14 protein-coding genes are annotated in these 15,360 nt (G+C 72.2%); 8 read left to right on the top strand and 6 right to left on the bottom strand.

Annotation, left to right across the window (positions count from 1 at the left end; genetic code table 11):
• Nucleotides 1–67: 67 nt before the first annotated feature.
• From HYQ63_RS06000 to HYQ63_RS05990, 3 genes are all read right to left on the bottom strand, one after another.
• Complete coding sequence (locus tag HYQ63_RS06000; protein WP_179932861.1) at nt 68–2,524, bottom strand: FAD-dependent oxidoreductase; 2,457 nt, start codon at nt 2,522–2,524, stop codon at nt 68–70.
• Nucleotides 2,524–3,609: an S-(hydroxymethyl)mycothiol dehydrogenase gene (locus tag HYQ63_RS05995; RefSeq protein WP_179932860.1), complete on the bottom strand. Its 1,086-nt coding sequence runs from the start codon at nt 3,607–3,609 to the stop codon at nt 2,524–2,526. Before HYQ63_RS05995 ends, HYQ63_RS06000 begins: the two co-directional genes overlap by 1 nt.
• Nucleotides 3,610–3,915: 306 nt before the next feature.
• A complete protein-coding gene (locus tag HYQ63_RS05990; protein WP_179932859.1) occupies nt 3,916–4,713 on the bottom strand; it encodes an IclR family transcriptional regulator in 798 nt (265 codons plus the stop codon).
• A gap of 149 nt (nt 4,714–4,862) precedes the next feature.
• Here HYQ63_RS05990 and HYQ63_RS05985 point away from each other — a divergent pair, with 149 nt between their 5' ends.
• Together HYQ63_RS05985 and HYQ63_RS05980 are read left to right on the top strand one after the other, a co-directional pair.
• Nucleotides 4,863–5,201: a bifunctional 3-phenylpropionate/cinnamic acid dioxygenase ferredoxin subunit gene (locus tag HYQ63_RS05985; RefSeq protein ID WP_179932858.1), complete on the top strand. Its 339-nt coding sequence runs from the start codon at nt 4,863–4,865 to the stop codon at nt 5,199–5,201.
• A complete protein-coding gene (locus HYQ63_RS05980; RefSeq protein ID WP_179939792.1) occupies nt 5,201–6,406 on the top strand; it encodes an NAD(P)/FAD-dependent oxidoreductase in 1,206 nt (401 codons plus the stop codon). The genes HYQ63_RS05985 and HYQ63_RS05980 overlap by 1 nt, the downstream gene beginning before the upstream one ends.
• Here the strand turns inward: HYQ63_RS05980 and HYQ63_RS05975 are convergent.
• The gene (locus tag HYQ63_RS05975; protein ID WP_179932857.1) at nt 6,354–6,770 is read right to left on the bottom strand and encodes a hypothetical protein; all 417 of its coding nucleotides are present in this window, start codon (nt 6,768–6,770) and stop codon (nt 6,354–6,356) included. The two genes, HYQ63_RS05980 and HYQ63_RS05975, sit on opposite strands and share 53 nt — an antisense overlap.
• Before the next feature lie 366 nt (nt 6,771–7,136).
• Between HYQ63_RS05975 and HYQ63_RS05970 the strand changes: the two genes are divergently transcribed.
• The 4 genes from HYQ63_RS05970 to HYQ63_RS05955 are packed head-to-tail and all read left to right on the top strand — an operon-like array spanning nt 7,137 to nt 11,207.
• Nucleotides 7,137–9,800 (top strand): nitrate- and nitrite sensing domain-containing protein, encoded by a 2,664-nt coding sequence (locus HYQ63_RS05970; protein ID WP_179932856.1) that lies wholly within the window; start codon nt 7,137–7,139, stop codon nt 9,798–9,800.
• Nucleotides 9,797–10,222 carry a roadblock/LC7 domain-containing protein gene (locus tag HYQ63_RS05965; protein WP_179932855.1) on the top strand — a complete coding sequence of 142 codons (426 nt, stop codon included), beginning with the start codon at nt 9,797–9,799 and terminating at the stop codon, nt 10,220–10,222. Before HYQ63_RS05970 ends, HYQ63_RS05965 begins: the two co-directional genes overlap by 4 nt.
• Before the next feature lie 15 nt (nt 10,223–10,237).
• The gene (locus HYQ63_RS05960) at nt 10,238–10,633 is read left to right on the top strand and encodes a DUF742 domain-containing protein (protein WP_179932854.1); all 396 of its coding nucleotides are present in this window, start codon (nt 10,238–10,240) and stop codon (nt 10,631–10,633) included.
• Nucleotides 10,614–11,207, top strand: coding sequence for an ATP/GTP-binding protein (locus HYQ63_RS05955; protein ID WP_179932853.1), 594 nt, complete (start codon nt 10,614–10,616; stop codon nt 11,205–11,207). Before HYQ63_RS05960 ends, HYQ63_RS05955 begins: the two co-directional genes overlap by 20 nt.
• A gap of 27 nt (nt 11,208–11,234) precedes the next feature.
• Here HYQ63_RS05955 and HYQ63_RS05950 read toward each other — a convergent pair whose 3' ends face one another.
• Both HYQ63_RS05950 and HYQ63_RS05945 read right to left on the bottom strand, forming a co-directional pair.
• Nucleotides 11,235–12,449 carry a lipid-transfer protein gene (locus tag HYQ63_RS05950; protein WP_179932852.1) on the bottom strand — a complete coding sequence of 405 codons (1,215 nt, stop codon included), beginning with the start codon at nt 12,447–12,449 and terminating at the stop codon, nt 11,235–11,237.
• Nucleotides 12,446–12,907, bottom strand: a complete 462-nt coding sequence (locus HYQ63_RS05945) for a Zn-ribbon domain-containing OB-fold protein (RefSeq protein WP_179932851.1) — start codon at nt 12,905–12,907, stop codon at nt 12,446–12,448. Before HYQ63_RS05945 ends, HYQ63_RS05950 begins: the two co-directional genes overlap by 4 nt.
• Nucleotides 12,908–13,057: 150 nt before the next feature.
• Here HYQ63_RS05945 and HYQ63_RS05940 point away from each other — a divergent pair, with 150 nt between their 5' ends.
• Nucleotides 13,058–14,086 carry an ABC transporter ATP-binding protein gene (locus HYQ63_RS05940; protein WP_179932850.1) on the top strand — a complete coding sequence of 343 codons (1,029 nt, stop codon included), beginning with the start codon at nt 13,058–13,060 and terminating at the stop codon, nt 14,084–14,086.
• A gap of 92 nt (nt 14,087–14,178) precedes the next feature.
• Nucleotides 14,179–15,357 carry an ABC transporter substrate-binding protein gene (locus HYQ63_RS05935; protein WP_179932849.1) on the top strand — a complete coding sequence of 393 codons (1,179 nt, stop codon included), beginning with the start codon at nt 14,179–14,181 and terminating at the stop codon, nt 15,355–15,357.
• Nucleotides 15,358–15,360 lie beyond the last annotated feature (3 nt).

Raw genomic sequence — 15,360 nt, 5'->3', positions numbered from 1 at the left:
GGTCAGCCGACGGGGGTCGAAAGTGTCGATGCGGGTCGGGCCGGAACCGGTGCGGGGTGACGGGGGATCACCGGCGGATGCGTTCCATGCCCGGATCGAAGAGGGGCTCGGCGGCGACGGTCGCGGGGACCTTCTCGCCGAAGTACTCGATGTGGACGGAGGTTCCGGGGACGGCCGCCGCGGCGGGCAGCCAGGCGTAGGCGACGGTGCGGCCGACGGTGTAGCCGTACGCGGCGCTGGTCACATAGCCCGCCGCCACGCCATCGACGTACACCGGCTCCTTGCCCAGGACGATCGCGGCCGGGTCGTCCAGCGTGAGACAGGCCAGCCTGCGCCGCGCCGTCTCCTCGCCGCGGCCCTCCAGGGCCGCACGCCCCAGGAAGTCGCCCTTGTTCATCCGGACGGCGAAGCCGACGCCCGCCTCGTACGGATCGTGCTCGGTGGTCATGTCGTGGCCCCAGGCCCGGTAGCCCTTCTCCAGCCGCAGGCTGTTGAAGGCGGAGCGGCCGGCGGCGATCACCCCGTGCCGCTGCCCGGCCTCCCACAGCGTGTCCCACAGCCGCAGGCCCAGGTCGGCGGTGGTGTACAGCTCCCAGCCCAGCTCACCGACGTAGCTCAGCCGCATCGCGGTCACCGGGACATGGCCGATGTAGGTCTGCCGGGCCTTGAAGTAGCCGAACGCCCGGTGCGAGAAGTCGTCCGGGGTCAGCGGCTGGACCAGCTCCCGGGCGAGCGGGCCCCACACCCCGATGCAGCAGGTGCCGGGCGTGATGTCGGCGATGTGGACGTCGTCGGGCGCGTGGCGCAGCAGCCAGTCCAGGTCGATGCCGCTGTTCGCGCCCACCTGGAAGCGCCTCTCGCCGAGGCGGGCGACGGTCAGATCGCTGCGTACGCCCCCGGCCTCGTCCAGCAGCAGGGTGTAGGTGACCGCGCCCGGCTTCTTGGCGAGCTGATTGGTGGTCATGCGCTGGAGGAAGTCCAGCGCGCCGGGGCCGGTGACCTCCAGCCGCTTGAGCGGGGTCATGTCGTACAGCGCGACCCGCTCCCGGGTGGCCCGCGCCTCGGCGGCGGCGATCGGCGACCAGTAGCGGGCCGACCAGGCGTCGCGCCCGGGCAGTTCGAGCCCCTCGGCGAGCGGGGCGTTGGCCTCGTACCAGTGCGGCCGCTCCCAGCCCGCACCCTCCAGGAAGTACGCGCCCAGCTCCCGCTGGCGTCCGTAGAAGGGGCTGACCCGCAGCGGGCGCGGCCGCTCCATCGGCTGGAGCGGATGGATGACGTCGTACACCTCGGTGAAGCTCTGCGCGCCCCGCTCGGCGATGTAGGCGGGGGAGGTCTGGGCGTCCTCGAAGCGGTACGGATCGCATTCGTGGACGTCCATGGACGGCCGCCCGTCGGTCATCCACTCGGCGACGGCCTTGGCGACGCCCGCGGAGTGGGTCACCCACACCGCCTCGGCCAGCCAGAAGCCGCCCACCTCGCGGGACTCGCCGATGACCGGCATCCCGTCGGGGGTGAAGGAGAAGACCCCGTTGAACCCCTCCTCGACGCGGCTTCCGCCGAGCGCCGGGATCAGCCCGACGCTGTCCTCCCAGGCGGACGCGAAGTCCTCCTCGGTGAACGGCAACGAGGACGGCATCACCGGAGCGTCGTCGTAGGCGGGCACGGCGGCCGGGTCGACCGGCATCGGGCGGTGTGCGTAACTGCCGATGCCGATGCGGTCGGTGTGCTCGCGGTAGTACAGGTCGCGGTCCTGGAAGCGCAGCAGCGGCCGGCTCGCCTCGGTCCGCGGGTCGTTCACCCCGGCCAGCTCCGGCAGCGGCGCCGTCTTCGCGTACTGGTGGGCGAGCGGCAGCAGGGGGACGCGGACGCCCGCCATCGCACCGATCAGCGGACCCCAGAACCCGGCCGCCGAGACGACGATGTCGGCGGGGAAGGTGCCCCGGTCGGTGACGACCGCGGTGACCCGGCCGTCCTCCTGCTCGATGCCGGTGACGGTGTGCCGCTCCAGGAAGCGGGCGCCGCGCGCGGTGGCCCGCTCCATCTGGGCGCGGCAGGCGAGCAGCGCGCGGGCCAGCCCGTCGTCCGGGGTGTGGAAGCCGCCCAGGATCTTCTCCTGGTCCAGCAGCGGCCACAGCTCGGCGCACCGGGCCGGGGAGAGCAGTTCGCCCGTGACGCCCCAGGACGCGGCGAGCCCCGCCTTGCGGTGCAGATCGGCCCAGCGCTCCTCACTGGTGGCGATCTCCAGACCGCCGACCGGGTTGAAGCAGGACAGCCCGTCGACCTCCAGCGCGGAGAACTTCTCCACCGTGTAGACGGCGAACTCGGTGAGGGTCTTGGAGGGGCTGGTCCGGAACACCAGCCCGGGCGCGTGCGAGGTCGAGCCGCCGGGGGCGGGCAACGGGCCCTGCTCCAGGACCGTCACCCCGGTCCAGCCGCGTTCGGTCAGCTCGTCGGCGAGCGAGCAGCCGACGATCCCGGCGCCGACGATGACGACGCGTTGGTGCCTTTTTTCAGTCCCGGCCATCACAGCACCACCACCGAGCGCAGCACCTCGCCGCGCTGCATCTTGGCGAACGCGGGCTCCACCTCGTCCAGCGTGATCGTCTCGCTGACGAACGCGTCCAGGTCGAGCTTGCGGCGGAGATGGAGGTCGACCAGGACGGGGAAGTCCCGGCTGGGCAGACAGTCGCCGTACCAGGACGCCTTGAGCGCGCCGCCCCGCCCGAACACGTCGATCAGCGGCAGGTCGATCCGCATCTCCGGGTCCGGCACCCCGACCTGCACCAGCGTTCCGGCCAGATCGCGCATGTAGAAGCCCTGCCGGTAGGTCTCGGGGCGGCCCACCGCGTCGATGACGATGTCGGCGCCCACGCCCCCGGTCAGCTCGCGGACCGCCTCGACCGGGTCCGTACCGCGGGAGTTGACGGTGTCGGTGGCGCCGAAGCGGGTGGCCAGGTCCAGCTTGGCGTCGTCGATGTCCACGGCGATCACCCGGCGCGCCCCGGCCAGCGCGGAGGCGGCGATCGCCGCGTTGCCGACCCCGCCGCAGCCGATGACCGCGACGGTGTCGCCGTTGGACACCCCGCCGGTGTGCACGGCCGCGCCGTAACCGGCCATCACCCCGCAGCCGATCAGCCCCGCCGCCTCGGGCCGGGCCGACGGGTCGATCTTCACCGCCTGCCCCGCCGCGACCAGCGTCTTCTCGGCGAACGCGCCGATGCCCAGCGCCGGGCTCAGCTCGGTGCCGTCGGCGAGCGCCATGGGCTGGGCGGCATTGCGGCTCTCGAAGCAGTACCAGGGGCGGCCGCGGCGGCAGGAGCGGCAGCCGCCGCAGGGCGCGCGCCAGGCCAGCACCACATAGTCGCCGGGGGCAAGCCCGGTGACCCCCGGGCCCACGGATTCGACGATTCCGGCCGCCTCATGGCCCAGCAGATACGGGAACTCCTCGCCGATGGCGCCGTCCCGGTAGTGCAGATCGGTGTGGCACACGCCGCACGCCTGCACTCCCACCAGCACCTCGCCGGGTCCGGGATCGGGCACGAGGACCGGCAGCACCTCCACGGGTGCGCCCTTTTTCAGCGCGACGACGGCGCGGACTTCTTGCGGCATGGCTCACTCCTCTGTTCTCCTGCGCTGGCAGGGACCGGTGCGTGGGAGCTGGCACGAGCTGGCATGAGGTGTTCGGAAGAAGCGGGGGAGCCAAGCCGGTTCAAACGGCAGCTGGTTACCCCCCAGTTGCGTAATGCGCGGCGTGTTGCGCGATGAGGGACATCCTGAAAGCCGTGTCCACGGCGCGTCAAGAGGTTCGCGTAAACCGTCCGTAAACCAGCGCTGACCCCGGGTTTCCCGCCCAGCGCACGACGAAGGGGCCGGATCGGATCCGGCCCCTTCGGGTGGGTGAGGGAGGGAATTCGGTCAGCCGGGGAAGCCCATGCGGCGGGACAGCTCCTCGGCGGTCTTCATGGCGTGCTCGGCGAGATCCAGCAGCTGGCTCTGGGCCATCCGGTACACCGGACCCGAGACGCCGATCGCCCCGATCACCGCGCCGTCGTGGCCGCGCACCGGGGCGGCGACCGCGTTCAGCCCGATTTCGAGTTCCTCGCACGAGTAGGCGAAGCCGCGCTCGGCGGCGGTCTCCAGCTGCTGCCGCAGCTCCGCCGAGGTGGTGATGGTGTGCTCGGTGAACCGCGGCAGCTTCCGCGTCACCAGCCGCTCCCGCCGCTCGCCGCTCAGATGGGCCAGCAGCATCTTGCCGCTGGCGGTCGCGTGCAGGGCGGTGCGCCGCCCCAGCCAGTTGTAGGCCGTCACCGCGGCGGCCCCGCGGGCCTGCATGATGTTGACCGCCGCGTCGCCGTCCAGCACCGCGATGTTGGCCGTCTCGCCGGTCTCGTCGGCCAGCGCCCGGCACACCGGGGCGCCCTCCTGCGAGATGTCGAGCCGGATGGCGGCCGCGCCCGCCAGTCTCAGCACCCCGGCGCCCAGGTAGTACTTCCCGCGTTCGCGCTCCTGGTCGACCAGGCCGCGGTTCTCCAGCACGCCCAGCAGCCGGAACGCGGTGGACTTGTGCACCCCCAGCTCATCGGCGATCTCGGTCACTCCGGCCTCGCCGAGCTTGGCGAGGATCTCCAGAACGCTGACCGCTCTGTCCACCGACTGCACTGACCCGGTGGCCCCCCGCTTGTCCTCGGCCCGGTCCTCGGTCGTGTTCGTCATGGGTCTGATCTCACCATCCGGCGGCTCCGAGTGGGGCCTCTCGACGGGCAACTCTTGACGGCTGCCCTCCTCATCTGGATTCTGTTGCGCATCGCGCATTTCGATGCGCCATTAACAACGCATGGTACCGATCAACGTGAGGGGGGCCAATGATTCCCGTCTGCCGTATCGAAGATCTGCCGGAAGGCGAGTCGGTGCGCATCGAGGCCGGCGACAGCCACGCAGCCATCGCCGTGTTCCACACCGAGGGCGCGTTCTACGCCGTCGACGACACCTGCAGCCACCAGGACGCCTCCCTCTCCGAAGGCTGGCTCGAAGGCTGCTACGTCGAATGCCCGCTGCACGCCGCCCTGTTCGACCTGCGCTCCGGCATGCCCACCTGTCTGCCCGCCCGTAAGCCGGTACGGACGCATGCGGTCACGGTGGTCGACGGAATGCTCTATGTCCACCCCCTGGTGCCCGCGGCCCAGGAAGAAGCCGTCGCATGATGCGGACGATCACCGTCGTCGGGGCCTCGCTCGCGGGACTGCACGCGGCGCGGGGCCTGCGCGACCAGGGCTACGACGGGCGGCTGGTGATCGTCGGCGAGGAGCGCCACCGCCCGTACGACCGCCCTCCGCTGTCCAAGGAATTCCTTACGGCTACGGGCGAGCCCGACGGCGGCCTCGGCCCGCTCGCCCTCACCGCCCCCGAGGACGAGGCCGAACTGGACGCCGAGTGGCTGCTCGGCGTCCGGGCCGACCGGCTCGACCCCGCGTCCGGCACGGTCGGGCTGGCCGACGGCCGCACCCTGCGCACCGACGGCGTCGTCATCGCCACCGGGGCCGCGCCCCGGACGCTGCGCGCCACCGCCCTGCCCGGGGTGCACACCCTGCGCACCCTCGACGACGCCCGCCGCCTCCGCGCCGAGCTGCGCGCGGGGGCGGCCCGGGTGGTCGTCATCGGCGCCGGATTCATCGGCGCCGAGGTCGCCTCCTCCTGCGCCGCCCTCGGGCTGGACGTCACCGTGGTGGAGGCCGCGCCGCTGCCGCTCGTCCCGCAACTGGGGGAGCGCATGGCCCAGGCGTGCGCCGCTCTGCACGCCGCGCACGGCGTGACCCTGCTGTGCGGCACGGGCGTCGCCACCCTGCGCGGCACCGATCGCGTCACCGGTGTCGAGCTCGCCGACGGCCGGGTGCTGCCCGCCGACGTGGTGGTCGTCGGCGTCGGGGTGCGCCCGGTCACCGGCTGGCTGGAAGGCTCCGGGCTGGCCCTGGACGACGGGGTGCTGTGCGACGAGGGCTGCGCCACCGCGGTGCCGGGCGTCGTCGCCGTCGGCGACGTGGCCCGCCTCGCCCGGCCCGGTACGGGAGGCACCGTACGGGCCGAGCACTGGACCAGCGCCGCGGAACAGGGCGCGGTCGCCGCCCGCAACCTGCTCGCCGGGACCACCGTCGAGCCCTTCGGGGCGCTGCCCTACTTCTGGTCCGACCAGTACGGGGCGCGCATCCAGTTCGCCGGGCGGCGCGAGACGGGCGACACCGTCCGGATCGAAGAGGGCAACCCCGATGGGGATGAGGGCGCTGCCGGTGGCTTCCTCGCCGTCTACGAACGCGACGCGGTCCCCACCGCCGTCCTCGCCGTCAACCGGCCCAAACCCTTCACACGGCTGCGCCGCGAGCTCGCCCGCGGTCCCCGGCTCGCCGTGCGCTGACCGCCTCCTTACGGGCGCGCCGGCGCTGCCGGCGCATCTCCCGCGCCGTGCTGCTGGGCCGGGAGACCACCCCGTACCGCTGGTTCCACACCTGCCGGGTCACCCATACGTCCAGCACGCCCCAGGTCGCCACCACCGTGCTCGCCACCGCGGTGAGCACGGCGGGGAAGGCGAACCACGAACCGGCGAACGTGCACAGCACCGCCACCATCGCCAGGACCAGCGTCACCGCCACGATGATGACCGCCCGCACCGCCGACGTCCGCACCGGTTCGGGCAGCCGCCGCCTGCGGGCGGGCTCCTCGGTCCATAGCTGCCGGGCCCCTTGTGCCGGGATGTCGCGATCCTTGTCCATGGTGTCCATGACGTTCCCACCCCTTTCGGCGCTGCCCCGGTCCGGTCGGTCACACATGGCGGGACTTGGGTCGTATGCACCCCTAGTGTGCCTTGTTGGATCACGAATGGCAGCGATCGGTGGTTCCCGTGGGGAGGGGAAAACCGGCCATCGGTGTCCGGCCCTGCGCGCACCGTGACCGGTCGTCGGTGTGCCATGCCACGGGGGTTAAGTCCGATAATCATTGGACAACTGGTGATCATCGAATGTGGAGAGTTCCCGTAACCGGTCGGACAAGCCTTCGGGATGACCAAGCCTCAGTAGTAGGCTCGCGCCGCTCGTTGTCGGAGAACATCAGTCACCGCCCCGGTCCACGGGGACGACGTTGGGGAGGCCATGCGCTTTCGCGGGAAGTCCATCCGCAGGAAGATCGTGGCGCTGTTGCTCGTGCCGCTTGTCTCGCTGACGGCGATCTGGGCCTTCGCGACAGTGATCACCGGCCGGGAGGCGCTGCAACTGCTCGACGCCTCCGCCATCATCGACAAGGCCGGTCAGCCCGCCGAGGACGCCGTGAACGCCGTCCAGCAGGAGCGCCGGCAGACCCTGATCCTGCTCGCGGACCCACGCCAGTCCGACGCGCTGCCCCTGCTCCACACCCAGCAGCGCAAGACCGACGAGGCCATCGCACGGCTGCGTGACGCCCAGTCGGACAGCACCGTGAACGACCGGATGAACAGCGAATCCGAGGGCCTGCTCGACGACGTCCTCAAGGCATCCGAGGGCCTCGACGGTCTGCGCCGGAAGGTCGAGGACAACGGTACCTCGCGGACCGCTGCCTATGAGTATTACAACAAACTCGTCGACCTCTGTTACGCCTTCCGCAGTTCGCTGCACGCCGTACCCGACACCGACCTGGACAAACAGGGCCGCGCGCTGGTCGCCATGATCCGCGCCCGGGAGGCCCTGTCCCGTGAGGACGCCCTGTACGTCTCCGCGCTGACGGCACGGAAGCTGACGCTCGCCGACCTCAAGTCGATGTCCGACCTCATCGCCGAGCGCACCCTGCTCTACAACACCAACCTGCCGATCCTGCCCGCCTCGGAGCAGAAGGTCTTCGCCGACTACCGGCGCACCAACGCCGCCCCCGCGGCCCTGCGCATCGCCGAGGGCAAGATCCTGGCCACCATGGAGCCGAGCCAGGCGATCGGCGCCCTGGACCGGGAGCACTGGGAGAACGCGGCCGGGCCCGTCCTCAACGACTACGACCGGCTGGGCGACGAGGCCACCGACCGCCTCCAGAAGCGCATCGACCCGGTGGCCAACAGCGTCCTGCTCAAGGCGGGCGCCGCCGCCGTCCTCGGTCTCCTCGCCTTCGTCCTCTCGGTCTTCGTCTCCGTCCGGATCGGCCGCGGCCTGGTCCGCGACCTGTCCCGGCTGCGCAACGACGCCCAGGAGGCGTCCAGCGTCCGGCTGCCGAGCGTGATGCGCCGCCTCGGCGCGGGCGAGCACGTCGACGTCGAGCGGGAGGTGCCCCGCCTCCAGCACGGCCCCGACGAGATGGGCCAGGTGGGCCACGCCCTCAACACCCTCCAGCGGGCCGCCGTCGAGGCCGCCGTCAAACAGGCCGAACTGCGCCAGGGCGTCTCCGACGTCTTCGTCAACCTCGCCCGCCGCAGCCAGGTGCTGCTGCACCGCCAGCTGACCCTGCTCGACGCGATGGAGCGGCGCACCGAGGACACCGACGAACTCGCCGACCTGTTCCGGCTGGACCACATGACCACCCGCATGCGGCGGCACGCCGAGGGCCTGGTCATCCTCTCCGGCGCGGCCCCCTCCCGGCAGTGGCGCAAACCCATCCAGCTGATGGACGTCGTGCGCGCCGCCGTCGCCGAGGTCGAGGACTACGAGCGGGTCGAGATCCGCAGGCTGCCCCGGATCGCGGTGAACGGCCCCGCCGTCGGCGACCTCACCCACCTCATCGCCGAACTCCTGGAGAACGCCACCGTCTTCTCCCCGCCGCACACCGCCGTCCAGGTGCACGGGGAGCGGGTCGCCAAGGGCTTCACGCTGGAGATCCACGACCGGGGGCTCGGCATGACGCCCGACGCCCTGACGGAGGCCAACCTCCGGCTCGCCGAGACCCCCGAGTTCGAGCTGTCCGACACCGACCGGCTCGGCCTGTTCGTGGTCAGCCGGCTCGCCCAGCGGCAGGGCGTACGGGTCTCGCTCCAGCCCTCGGCGTACGGCGGCACCACCGCCGTCGTGCTGATCCCGGCGGCCCTGCTCACCGAGTCCGGACCCGACCCGGAGGGCCCCGGCGCGGACGGCCCGGGCGCGGACGCCGACACCGGCCGTCAGGAGAAGCGGCAGCGCGGCGCCGCCCTGCCGAAGCAGCGCAGGCCCCGCGGCCCCTCCCCGTCCGTGGTGAGCGCGCCTGCCGCCGAACAGCACCAGCAGGCGCCCGACAGCCGGTCCGGCGCCCGCGAAGGCGGCCCCGCCCCACTGCCCCGCCGCGTGCCACCGGTGCTGGTCTCCGACCACGGCCACCCGGTCGACGACGGCGCGGCAGGGCGGCACACCCGGCCCTCCTGGGCCGAGCGGCGGGAGCAGACCCCGGACGAGGCCGCGAACCAGCCCCGGAACGAGACCCAGCACCAGATCCGGCAACAGCCCCAGCAACAGACCCAGGAACGCAACCAGGAACGGGACCAGACCCGGCATCCGGAACAGGACCCGGGAGCCAGGAACGACGGCGAGGACCGGCGCCAGGACCAGGCGCCGGCCCCGGAGCGTCAGGCGCCGCCCCGCCGGGCCGCCTCCGGGCTCCCCAAGCGGGTACGCCAGGCGAGCCTCGCCCCGCAGTTGAAGAACGACCCCGAACCACCGGCGGAAAGTGATCGATACGCTGCCGACACCGATCCCGAACGCGACGCCGAACAGGCGAGGGCCACCATGGCCTCGCTGCAACGGGGATGGCAGCGCGGTCGGCGGCAGACGGCCACCGGTTCCGGCGGTTCGGACACGGCACCAGGAACGAGAGATGAGGGGGACGGGCGATGACCGCATCGAACGCCGCAGCACGCAACGGATCGGCACCGTCGGGCGAGTTGAACTGGCTGCTCGACGAACTCGTCGGCCGGGTCGGCAGCATCCGCAAGGCGCTGGTGCTCTCCGGCGACGGACTGCCCACCGGCGGTTCACGCGATCTGTCCCGGGAGGACGGCGAGCACCTGGCCGCCGTGGCCTCGGGATTCCACAGCCTCGCCAAGGGGGTCGGCCGCCACTTCGACGTCGGCCGCGTCCGGCAGACCGTCGTCGAACTCGACGACGCCTTCCTGTTCGTCACCTCCGCCGGTGACGGCAGCTGCCTCGCCGTGCTGGCCGATGCCGACTCGGATGTCGGACAGGTAGCCTATGAGATGACGCTGCTGGTCAAGCGGGTGGGCGTGCATTTGGGCTCCGCTCCGCGCTCCAGTGGGTGACGGAGGCGGGGGGAGATGACCGGAGCCGGTGCGACCGACGACCGCTGGTTCGACGACGCCGCCGGACCGGTGGTCCGGCCGTATGCGATGACGCGGGGCCGTACCCGCAGCGCCGCCGAGGACAAGCTCGACCTGATCGCCGTCGTCGTCGCGGACAGAGTGAACCCCGGGACCGTCGCCGACCAGACGTTGTCACCGGAACACATCGACATCGTCGAACTCAGCCGCGACACCCCACAGTCCGTCGCCGAGCTCGCGGCCGAGCTGGACCTTCCGGTCGGCGTGGTCCGCGTGCTCATCGGCGACCTGCTTCACGCGGCACTCGTCCGAGTGTCCCGGCCCGTACCTCCGGCGGAACTGCCGGACGAGAGGATTCTGCGCGAGGTGATCAATGGTCTACGGGCACTCTGACCCGGGCCGCTCCCACATCATCGAACCCGTGACGCTCAAGATTCTGGTGGCGGGCGGGTTCGGTGCGGGAAAGACGACACTGGTGGGCGCGGTCAGCGAGATCAAACCGCTGCGCACCGAGGAACTGCTCACCGAGGCGGGCCGGCCGGTCGACGACATCGCGGGGGTGGAGGGCAAGAAGACCACCACCGTCGCGATGGACTTCGGGCGCATCACGCTCCGCGAGGACCTGGTGCTGTACCTCTTCGGCACCCCGGGGCAGGACCGCTTCTGGTTCCTGTGGGACGAGCTGGCGACCGGCGCGCTGGGCGCGGTGGTGCTGGCCGACACCCGTCGGCTGGAGGACTGCTTCGCCGCCGTCGACTACTTCGAGCGGCGCGGCATCGCCTTCACGGTGGCCGTCAACTGCTTCGAGGGCGCCGACAGCTACCCGGAGGAGTCGGTGCGCGAGGCGCTGGACCTCGACCCCGGCACCCCGGTGGTGATGTGCGACGCGCGCGAGCGCGAATCCGTCAAGCATGTGCTGATATCCGTCGTGGAACACGCCATGCTCGCCACCGCGGCCACCGGCTGACCGCGGCGCGGCGCGCACACGCCCGCCTCACCGCACGGCGATCACCGACGAACCATGGCCGAACAGGCCCTGGTTCGCGGTGATGCCCACCCGCGCCCCCGCCACCTGGCGGTCGCCCGCCCGCCCCCGCAGCTGCTGGGCCAGCTCGCACACCTGGGCGATGGCCTGGGCCGGAACCGCCTCCCCGAAGGAGGCGAGACCACCGCTCGGATTGACCGGGATCCGGCCGCCGAGCGCCGTCGCGCCCTCCCTCAGCAGCTTCGCGCCCTCCCCGGCGGCGCACAGCCCCAGGTCCTCGTACCACTCCAGCTCCAGCGCGGTGGACAGGTCGTACACCTCGGCGAGCGACAGATCCTCCGGCCCGATCCCCGCCTCCTCGTACGCCGCCCGCGCGATCGACGGGCGGAACGCATCCGGCACCGGACCGGGCCCGGCCGGGGAGCCGGCGGCGGAGCCAGGGGCGGAGTCGGTGGCGATGTCCGGCAGGTCGAGCGCGGTCCGCGGATACACCGGTGCGACGGACGAGACGGCCCGGATCCGCACCGGGTCCGCCACCCCGTGCCGCCGCGCGAAGTCCACGCTGCTCAGCACGAGCGCCGCGGCCCCGTCCGAGGTGGCGCAGATGTCCAGCAGCCGCAGCGGATCGGCCACCACCGGCGAGGCGGCCACCTCCTCGGCGGTCACGGGGGAGCGGTAGCGGGCGTGACGGTTGGCGGCCCCCGCGGCCGCGTTCTTCACCTTGACCGCCGCGAAGTCCTCGGGCGTGTCCCCGTACACCGCCATCCGGCGGCGCGCCCACAGCGCGAAGTACGCCGGGTTGGTGGCGCCCAGCACCCGGAAGCGCAGCCAGTCCGGGTCGTCGGGCCGGTCGCCGCCGGACGGTGCGAAGAAACCCTTGGGCGCCGCGTCCGCGCCCACCACCAGCACCGTGTCCACCATGCCGGACAGGATCTGGGCGCGGGCGGTGTCGATGGCCCGCGCACCGGACGCGCAGGCGGCGTACACGCTGGTGACGCGCGCCCCCTGCCAGCCCAGCGCCCGGGCGAAGGTCGCCCCCGCCACCTGGCCGGGATAGCCGCAGCGCACGGCGTTCGCGCCGACCACCGACGCGATGTCCGGCCAGTCGAGCCCGGCGTCCGCGAGCGCCGCCCGCGCCGCCTTCGTCCCGTACTCCACGAAGCTCCGGCCCCATTTGCCCCACGGGTGCATCCCGGCGCCGATCACCGCCACCTCGCCGGTCATGACGAGCCCTCCGCGTCCTCGGCGGGGACCGGCCGCCAGTGCCAGGTTCTCCAGCTCTGCCCGCCCTCCCCGGCCAGCACCCCCGGCACCACCTCGACCTCCATGCCGACCGCCAGGTCCGCCACCGTCACCCCGGGCGCGCCCTGCCCGAGCACCACCATCCGCTCGGCGGCCAGCTCCACGGCGATCAGCGTGTACGGCTCCCAGTCGCGTCCGGGATCGGACGGGTACGGGGCGGGCGGGCGGTAGCGGCCGTCGGTGTACGACCACACCCGGCCGCGCCGCGACAGCGGCACCTCGTCCAGCTCCTCACCGGCGCAACCGGGCGCCCGGCAGAAGGTGTCCTCGCGCGGGAAGTACACCGCGCCACAGGCCCGGCAGCGGGTCCCCAGCAGCCGGAAGTCCCCGTCGCCGGAGGTGAACCATCCGGCGACCACGGGCGTACGCGCAGATGCCACGACTTCTCCCGGCGGTGAGGGCCGAATACCTGACGGAACGTCAGAAGTGTTGCACAGGGACCGTACGACGGGTAACCCAGGTAGCAGGACGGATGCCGGCGACCGGCGCGATCACGACCCTGATCAGCCGGTGCGGCGAGGGGAGCAGGCGTGGCGGAGACGGAAGAGGCGGTCCGCTGCACGGCCGTCACCAAGGAGTTCGGCACCGTGCGCGCGGTGGACGCCGTCGATCTCACCCTCCGCGCGGGCGAGTTCTTCTCGCTCCTCGGCCCCTCCGGCTCCGGCAAGACCACGCTGCTGCGTCTGATCGCCGGGTTCGAACGGCCCACCGGCGGCCGTATCGAACTCGCCGGGCGGGACGTCACCGCGCTGCCCCCGCACCGCCGTGATGTGCACACCGTCTTCCAGGACTACGCGCTCTTCCCGCACATGACCGTCGAGCAGAACGTGGCGTACGCGCTCACCGTGCGAGGCGTCCGCAAGCCGGAGCGCACCGCCCGCGCCCGCGAGGCCCTCGCCACCGTCCGCCTCGACGGCTTCGCGCCCCGCCGCCCCGACGCGCTCTCCGGCGGGCAGCGCCAGCGCGTCGCCCTCGCCCGGGCCCTCGTCGACCGGCCCGCCGTGCTGCTCCTCGACGAACCGCTCGGCGCCCTCGACCTGCGGCTCCGTCAGGAGATGCAGACCGAGCTGAAGGAACTCCAGCGCACCACCGGCATCACCTTCCTCCTGGTCACCCACGACCAGGAGGAGGCGCTGACCATGAGCGACCGCGTCGCCGTCGTCTCCGACGGCCGGATCGAACAGACCGGCCCGCCCCTGGAGGTGTACGAACGCCCCGCCACCGCCTTCGTCGCGGGCTTCGTCGGCACCACCAACCTGCTGAGCGGCGAGGCCGCCGTCCGGGTGGTCGGCCGCCCCGGCGCGTACAGCATCCGCCCCGAGCGCATCCGGCTCGCCGACCCCGCCGACGCCCCGCTCGACGGCGAGCGCACGGTCACGGGGCGCATCGCCGACATCGTGCACGCCGGGGCGCACACCCGCTTCACCATCGCGCTCCCACACGGCGACCGGCTCACCGTCCACCGGCAGAACCTGGCCGAACTCCCGCCCACGGCCCGCCCCCAGGCCGAGATCAGGCTGGTCTGGGACGAGAAGGACGCCTTCCCGGTGCCCAGTTGACCCATGGATCGCCGGAGGCACCCTGGCGTCGGCGTACGCGCCACGCGGATACTGACGGGGCCTCGAGCGCCAAATGGGACGAGGAGGACCGGATGCGGAAACGGACGACATCCGCGTGGAGGTCCGCGGCGGCCGTGTGCGCGCTGCTGCTGACCGCCGCTGGCTGCGGATCCGACGACGACGGCAAGGCCGCGCGCGCCCCCGACACACTCGGCAAGGGCGAGGGCAAGGTCAACATCATCGCCTGGGCGGGCTACGCCGAGGACGGCTCCAACGACCCCCGGGCCGACTGGGTGCACCCCTTCGAGAAGAAGACCGGCTGCAAGGTCAACACCAAGACCGCTGGCACCTCCGACGAGATGGTGTCCCTCATGAAGACCGGCCAGTACGACACGGTCTCCGCCTCCGGCGATGCCACCCTGCGCCTCATCGCCTCCGGCGACGCCGCCCCCGTCAACACCAAGCTGGTGCCGAACTACAAGGATGTCTTCCCGGCCCTCAAGCAGCAGCCGTTCAACTCCAAGGACGGCCGGATGTACGGCATCCCGCACGGCCGCGGCGCCAACCTCCTCATGTACCGCACCGACAAGGTCAGGCCCGCCCCCGACTCCTGGCGCGCCGTCTTCGACGGCGCCGCCGCGCACCAGGGCCGGGTCACCGCGTACGACTCGCCCATCTACATCGCCGACGCCGCGCTCTACCTCATGCACGCCAAGCCGTCGCTCGGCATCAAGAACCCGTACGCGCTCGACAAGAAGCAGCTCGACGCCGCCGTCACCCTCCTCAAGAAGCAGCACCGGGCGATCGGCGAGTACTGGAGCGACTACCAGAAGGAGATCACCGCCTTCAAGGGCGGCGACAGCGTCATCGGCACCACCTGGCAGGTCATCGCGAACCTCACCCAGGCCGAGAAGGCGCCCGTCAAGGCCGTGCTGCCCAAGGAGGGCGCCACCGGCTGGTCCGACACCTGGATGGTCTCCGCGAAGGCCGAACACCCCAACTGCGCCTACAGGTGGCTCGACTGGATCGTCTCCCCGAAGGTCAACGCCCAGGTCGCCGAGTACTTCGGCGAGGCCCCCGCCAACCGCAAGGCGTGCGCCGAGACCTCCGACCCGAACCACTGCGCCGTCTTCCACGCCGACGACGAGAAGTACTTCCAGCGCGTCCACTTCTGGACCACACCGATCAAACAGTGTCTCGACGGCCGTAAGAACGCCACCTGCACCGACTACGCCCAGTGGACCCGCGCCTGGACCGAGGTCAAGGGCTAAGGG

The sequence above is a fragment of the Streptomyces sp. Rer75 genome (genome assembly GCF_013414305.1).
GTDB classification, from domain to species: Bacteria; Actinomycetota; Actinomycetes; order Streptomycetales; family Streptomycetaceae; genus Streptomyces; species Streptomyces himastatinicus.
Note: the sequence above shows the minus strand (reverse complement) of the source record. Positions and strands in the feature narration are given on the sequence as shown.

Coding starts and splice junctions, on each gene's coding strand:
- HYQ63_RS05985 (WP_179932858.1), top strand. CDS start 4,863: ATGATTCCCGTCTGCCGTATCGAAGATCTGCCGGAAGGCGAGTCGGTG.
- HYQ63_RS05955 (WP_179932853.1), top strand. CDS start 10,614: ATGGTCTACGGGCACTCTGACCCGGGCCGCTCCCACATCATCGAACCC.
- HYQ63_RS05935 (WP_179932849.1), top strand. CDS start 14,179: ATGCGGAAACGGACGACATCCGCGTGGAGGTCCGCGGCGGCCGTGTGC.
- HYQ63_RS05950 (WP_179932852.1), bottom strand. CDS start 12,449: ATGACCGGCGAGGTGGCGGTGATCGGCGCCGGGATGCACCCGTGGGGC.
- HYQ63_RS05960 (WP_179932854.1), top strand. CDS start 10,238: ATGACCGGAGCCGGTGCGACCGACGACCGCTGGTTCGACGACGCCGCC.
- HYQ63_RS05980 (WP_179939792.1), top strand. CDS start 5,201: ATGCGGACGATCACCGTCGTCGGGGCCTCGCTCGCGGGACTGCACGCG.
- HYQ63_RS05995 (WP_179932860.1), bottom strand. CDS start 3,609: ATGCCGCAAGAAGTCCGCGCCGTCGTCGCGCTGAAAAAGGGCGCACCC.
- HYQ63_RS05975 (WP_179932857.1), bottom strand. CDS start 6,770: ATGGACACCATGGACAAGGATCGCGACATCCCGGCACAAGGGGCCCGG.
- HYQ63_RS05970 (WP_179932856.1), top strand. CDS start 7,137: ATGCGCTTTCGCGGGAAGTCCATCCGCAGGAAGATCGTGGCGCTGTTG.
- HYQ63_RS05965 (WP_179932855.1), top strand. CDS start 9,797: ATGACCGCATCGAACGCCGCAGCACGCAACGGATCGGCACCGTCGGGC.
- HYQ63_RS06000 (WP_179932861.1), bottom strand. CDS start 2,524: ATGGCCGGGACTGAAAAAAGGCACCAACGCGTCGTCATCGTCGGCGCC.
- HYQ63_RS05990 (WP_179932859.1), bottom strand. CDS start 4,713: ATGACGAACACGACCGAGGACCGGGCCGAGGACAAGCGGGGGGCCACC.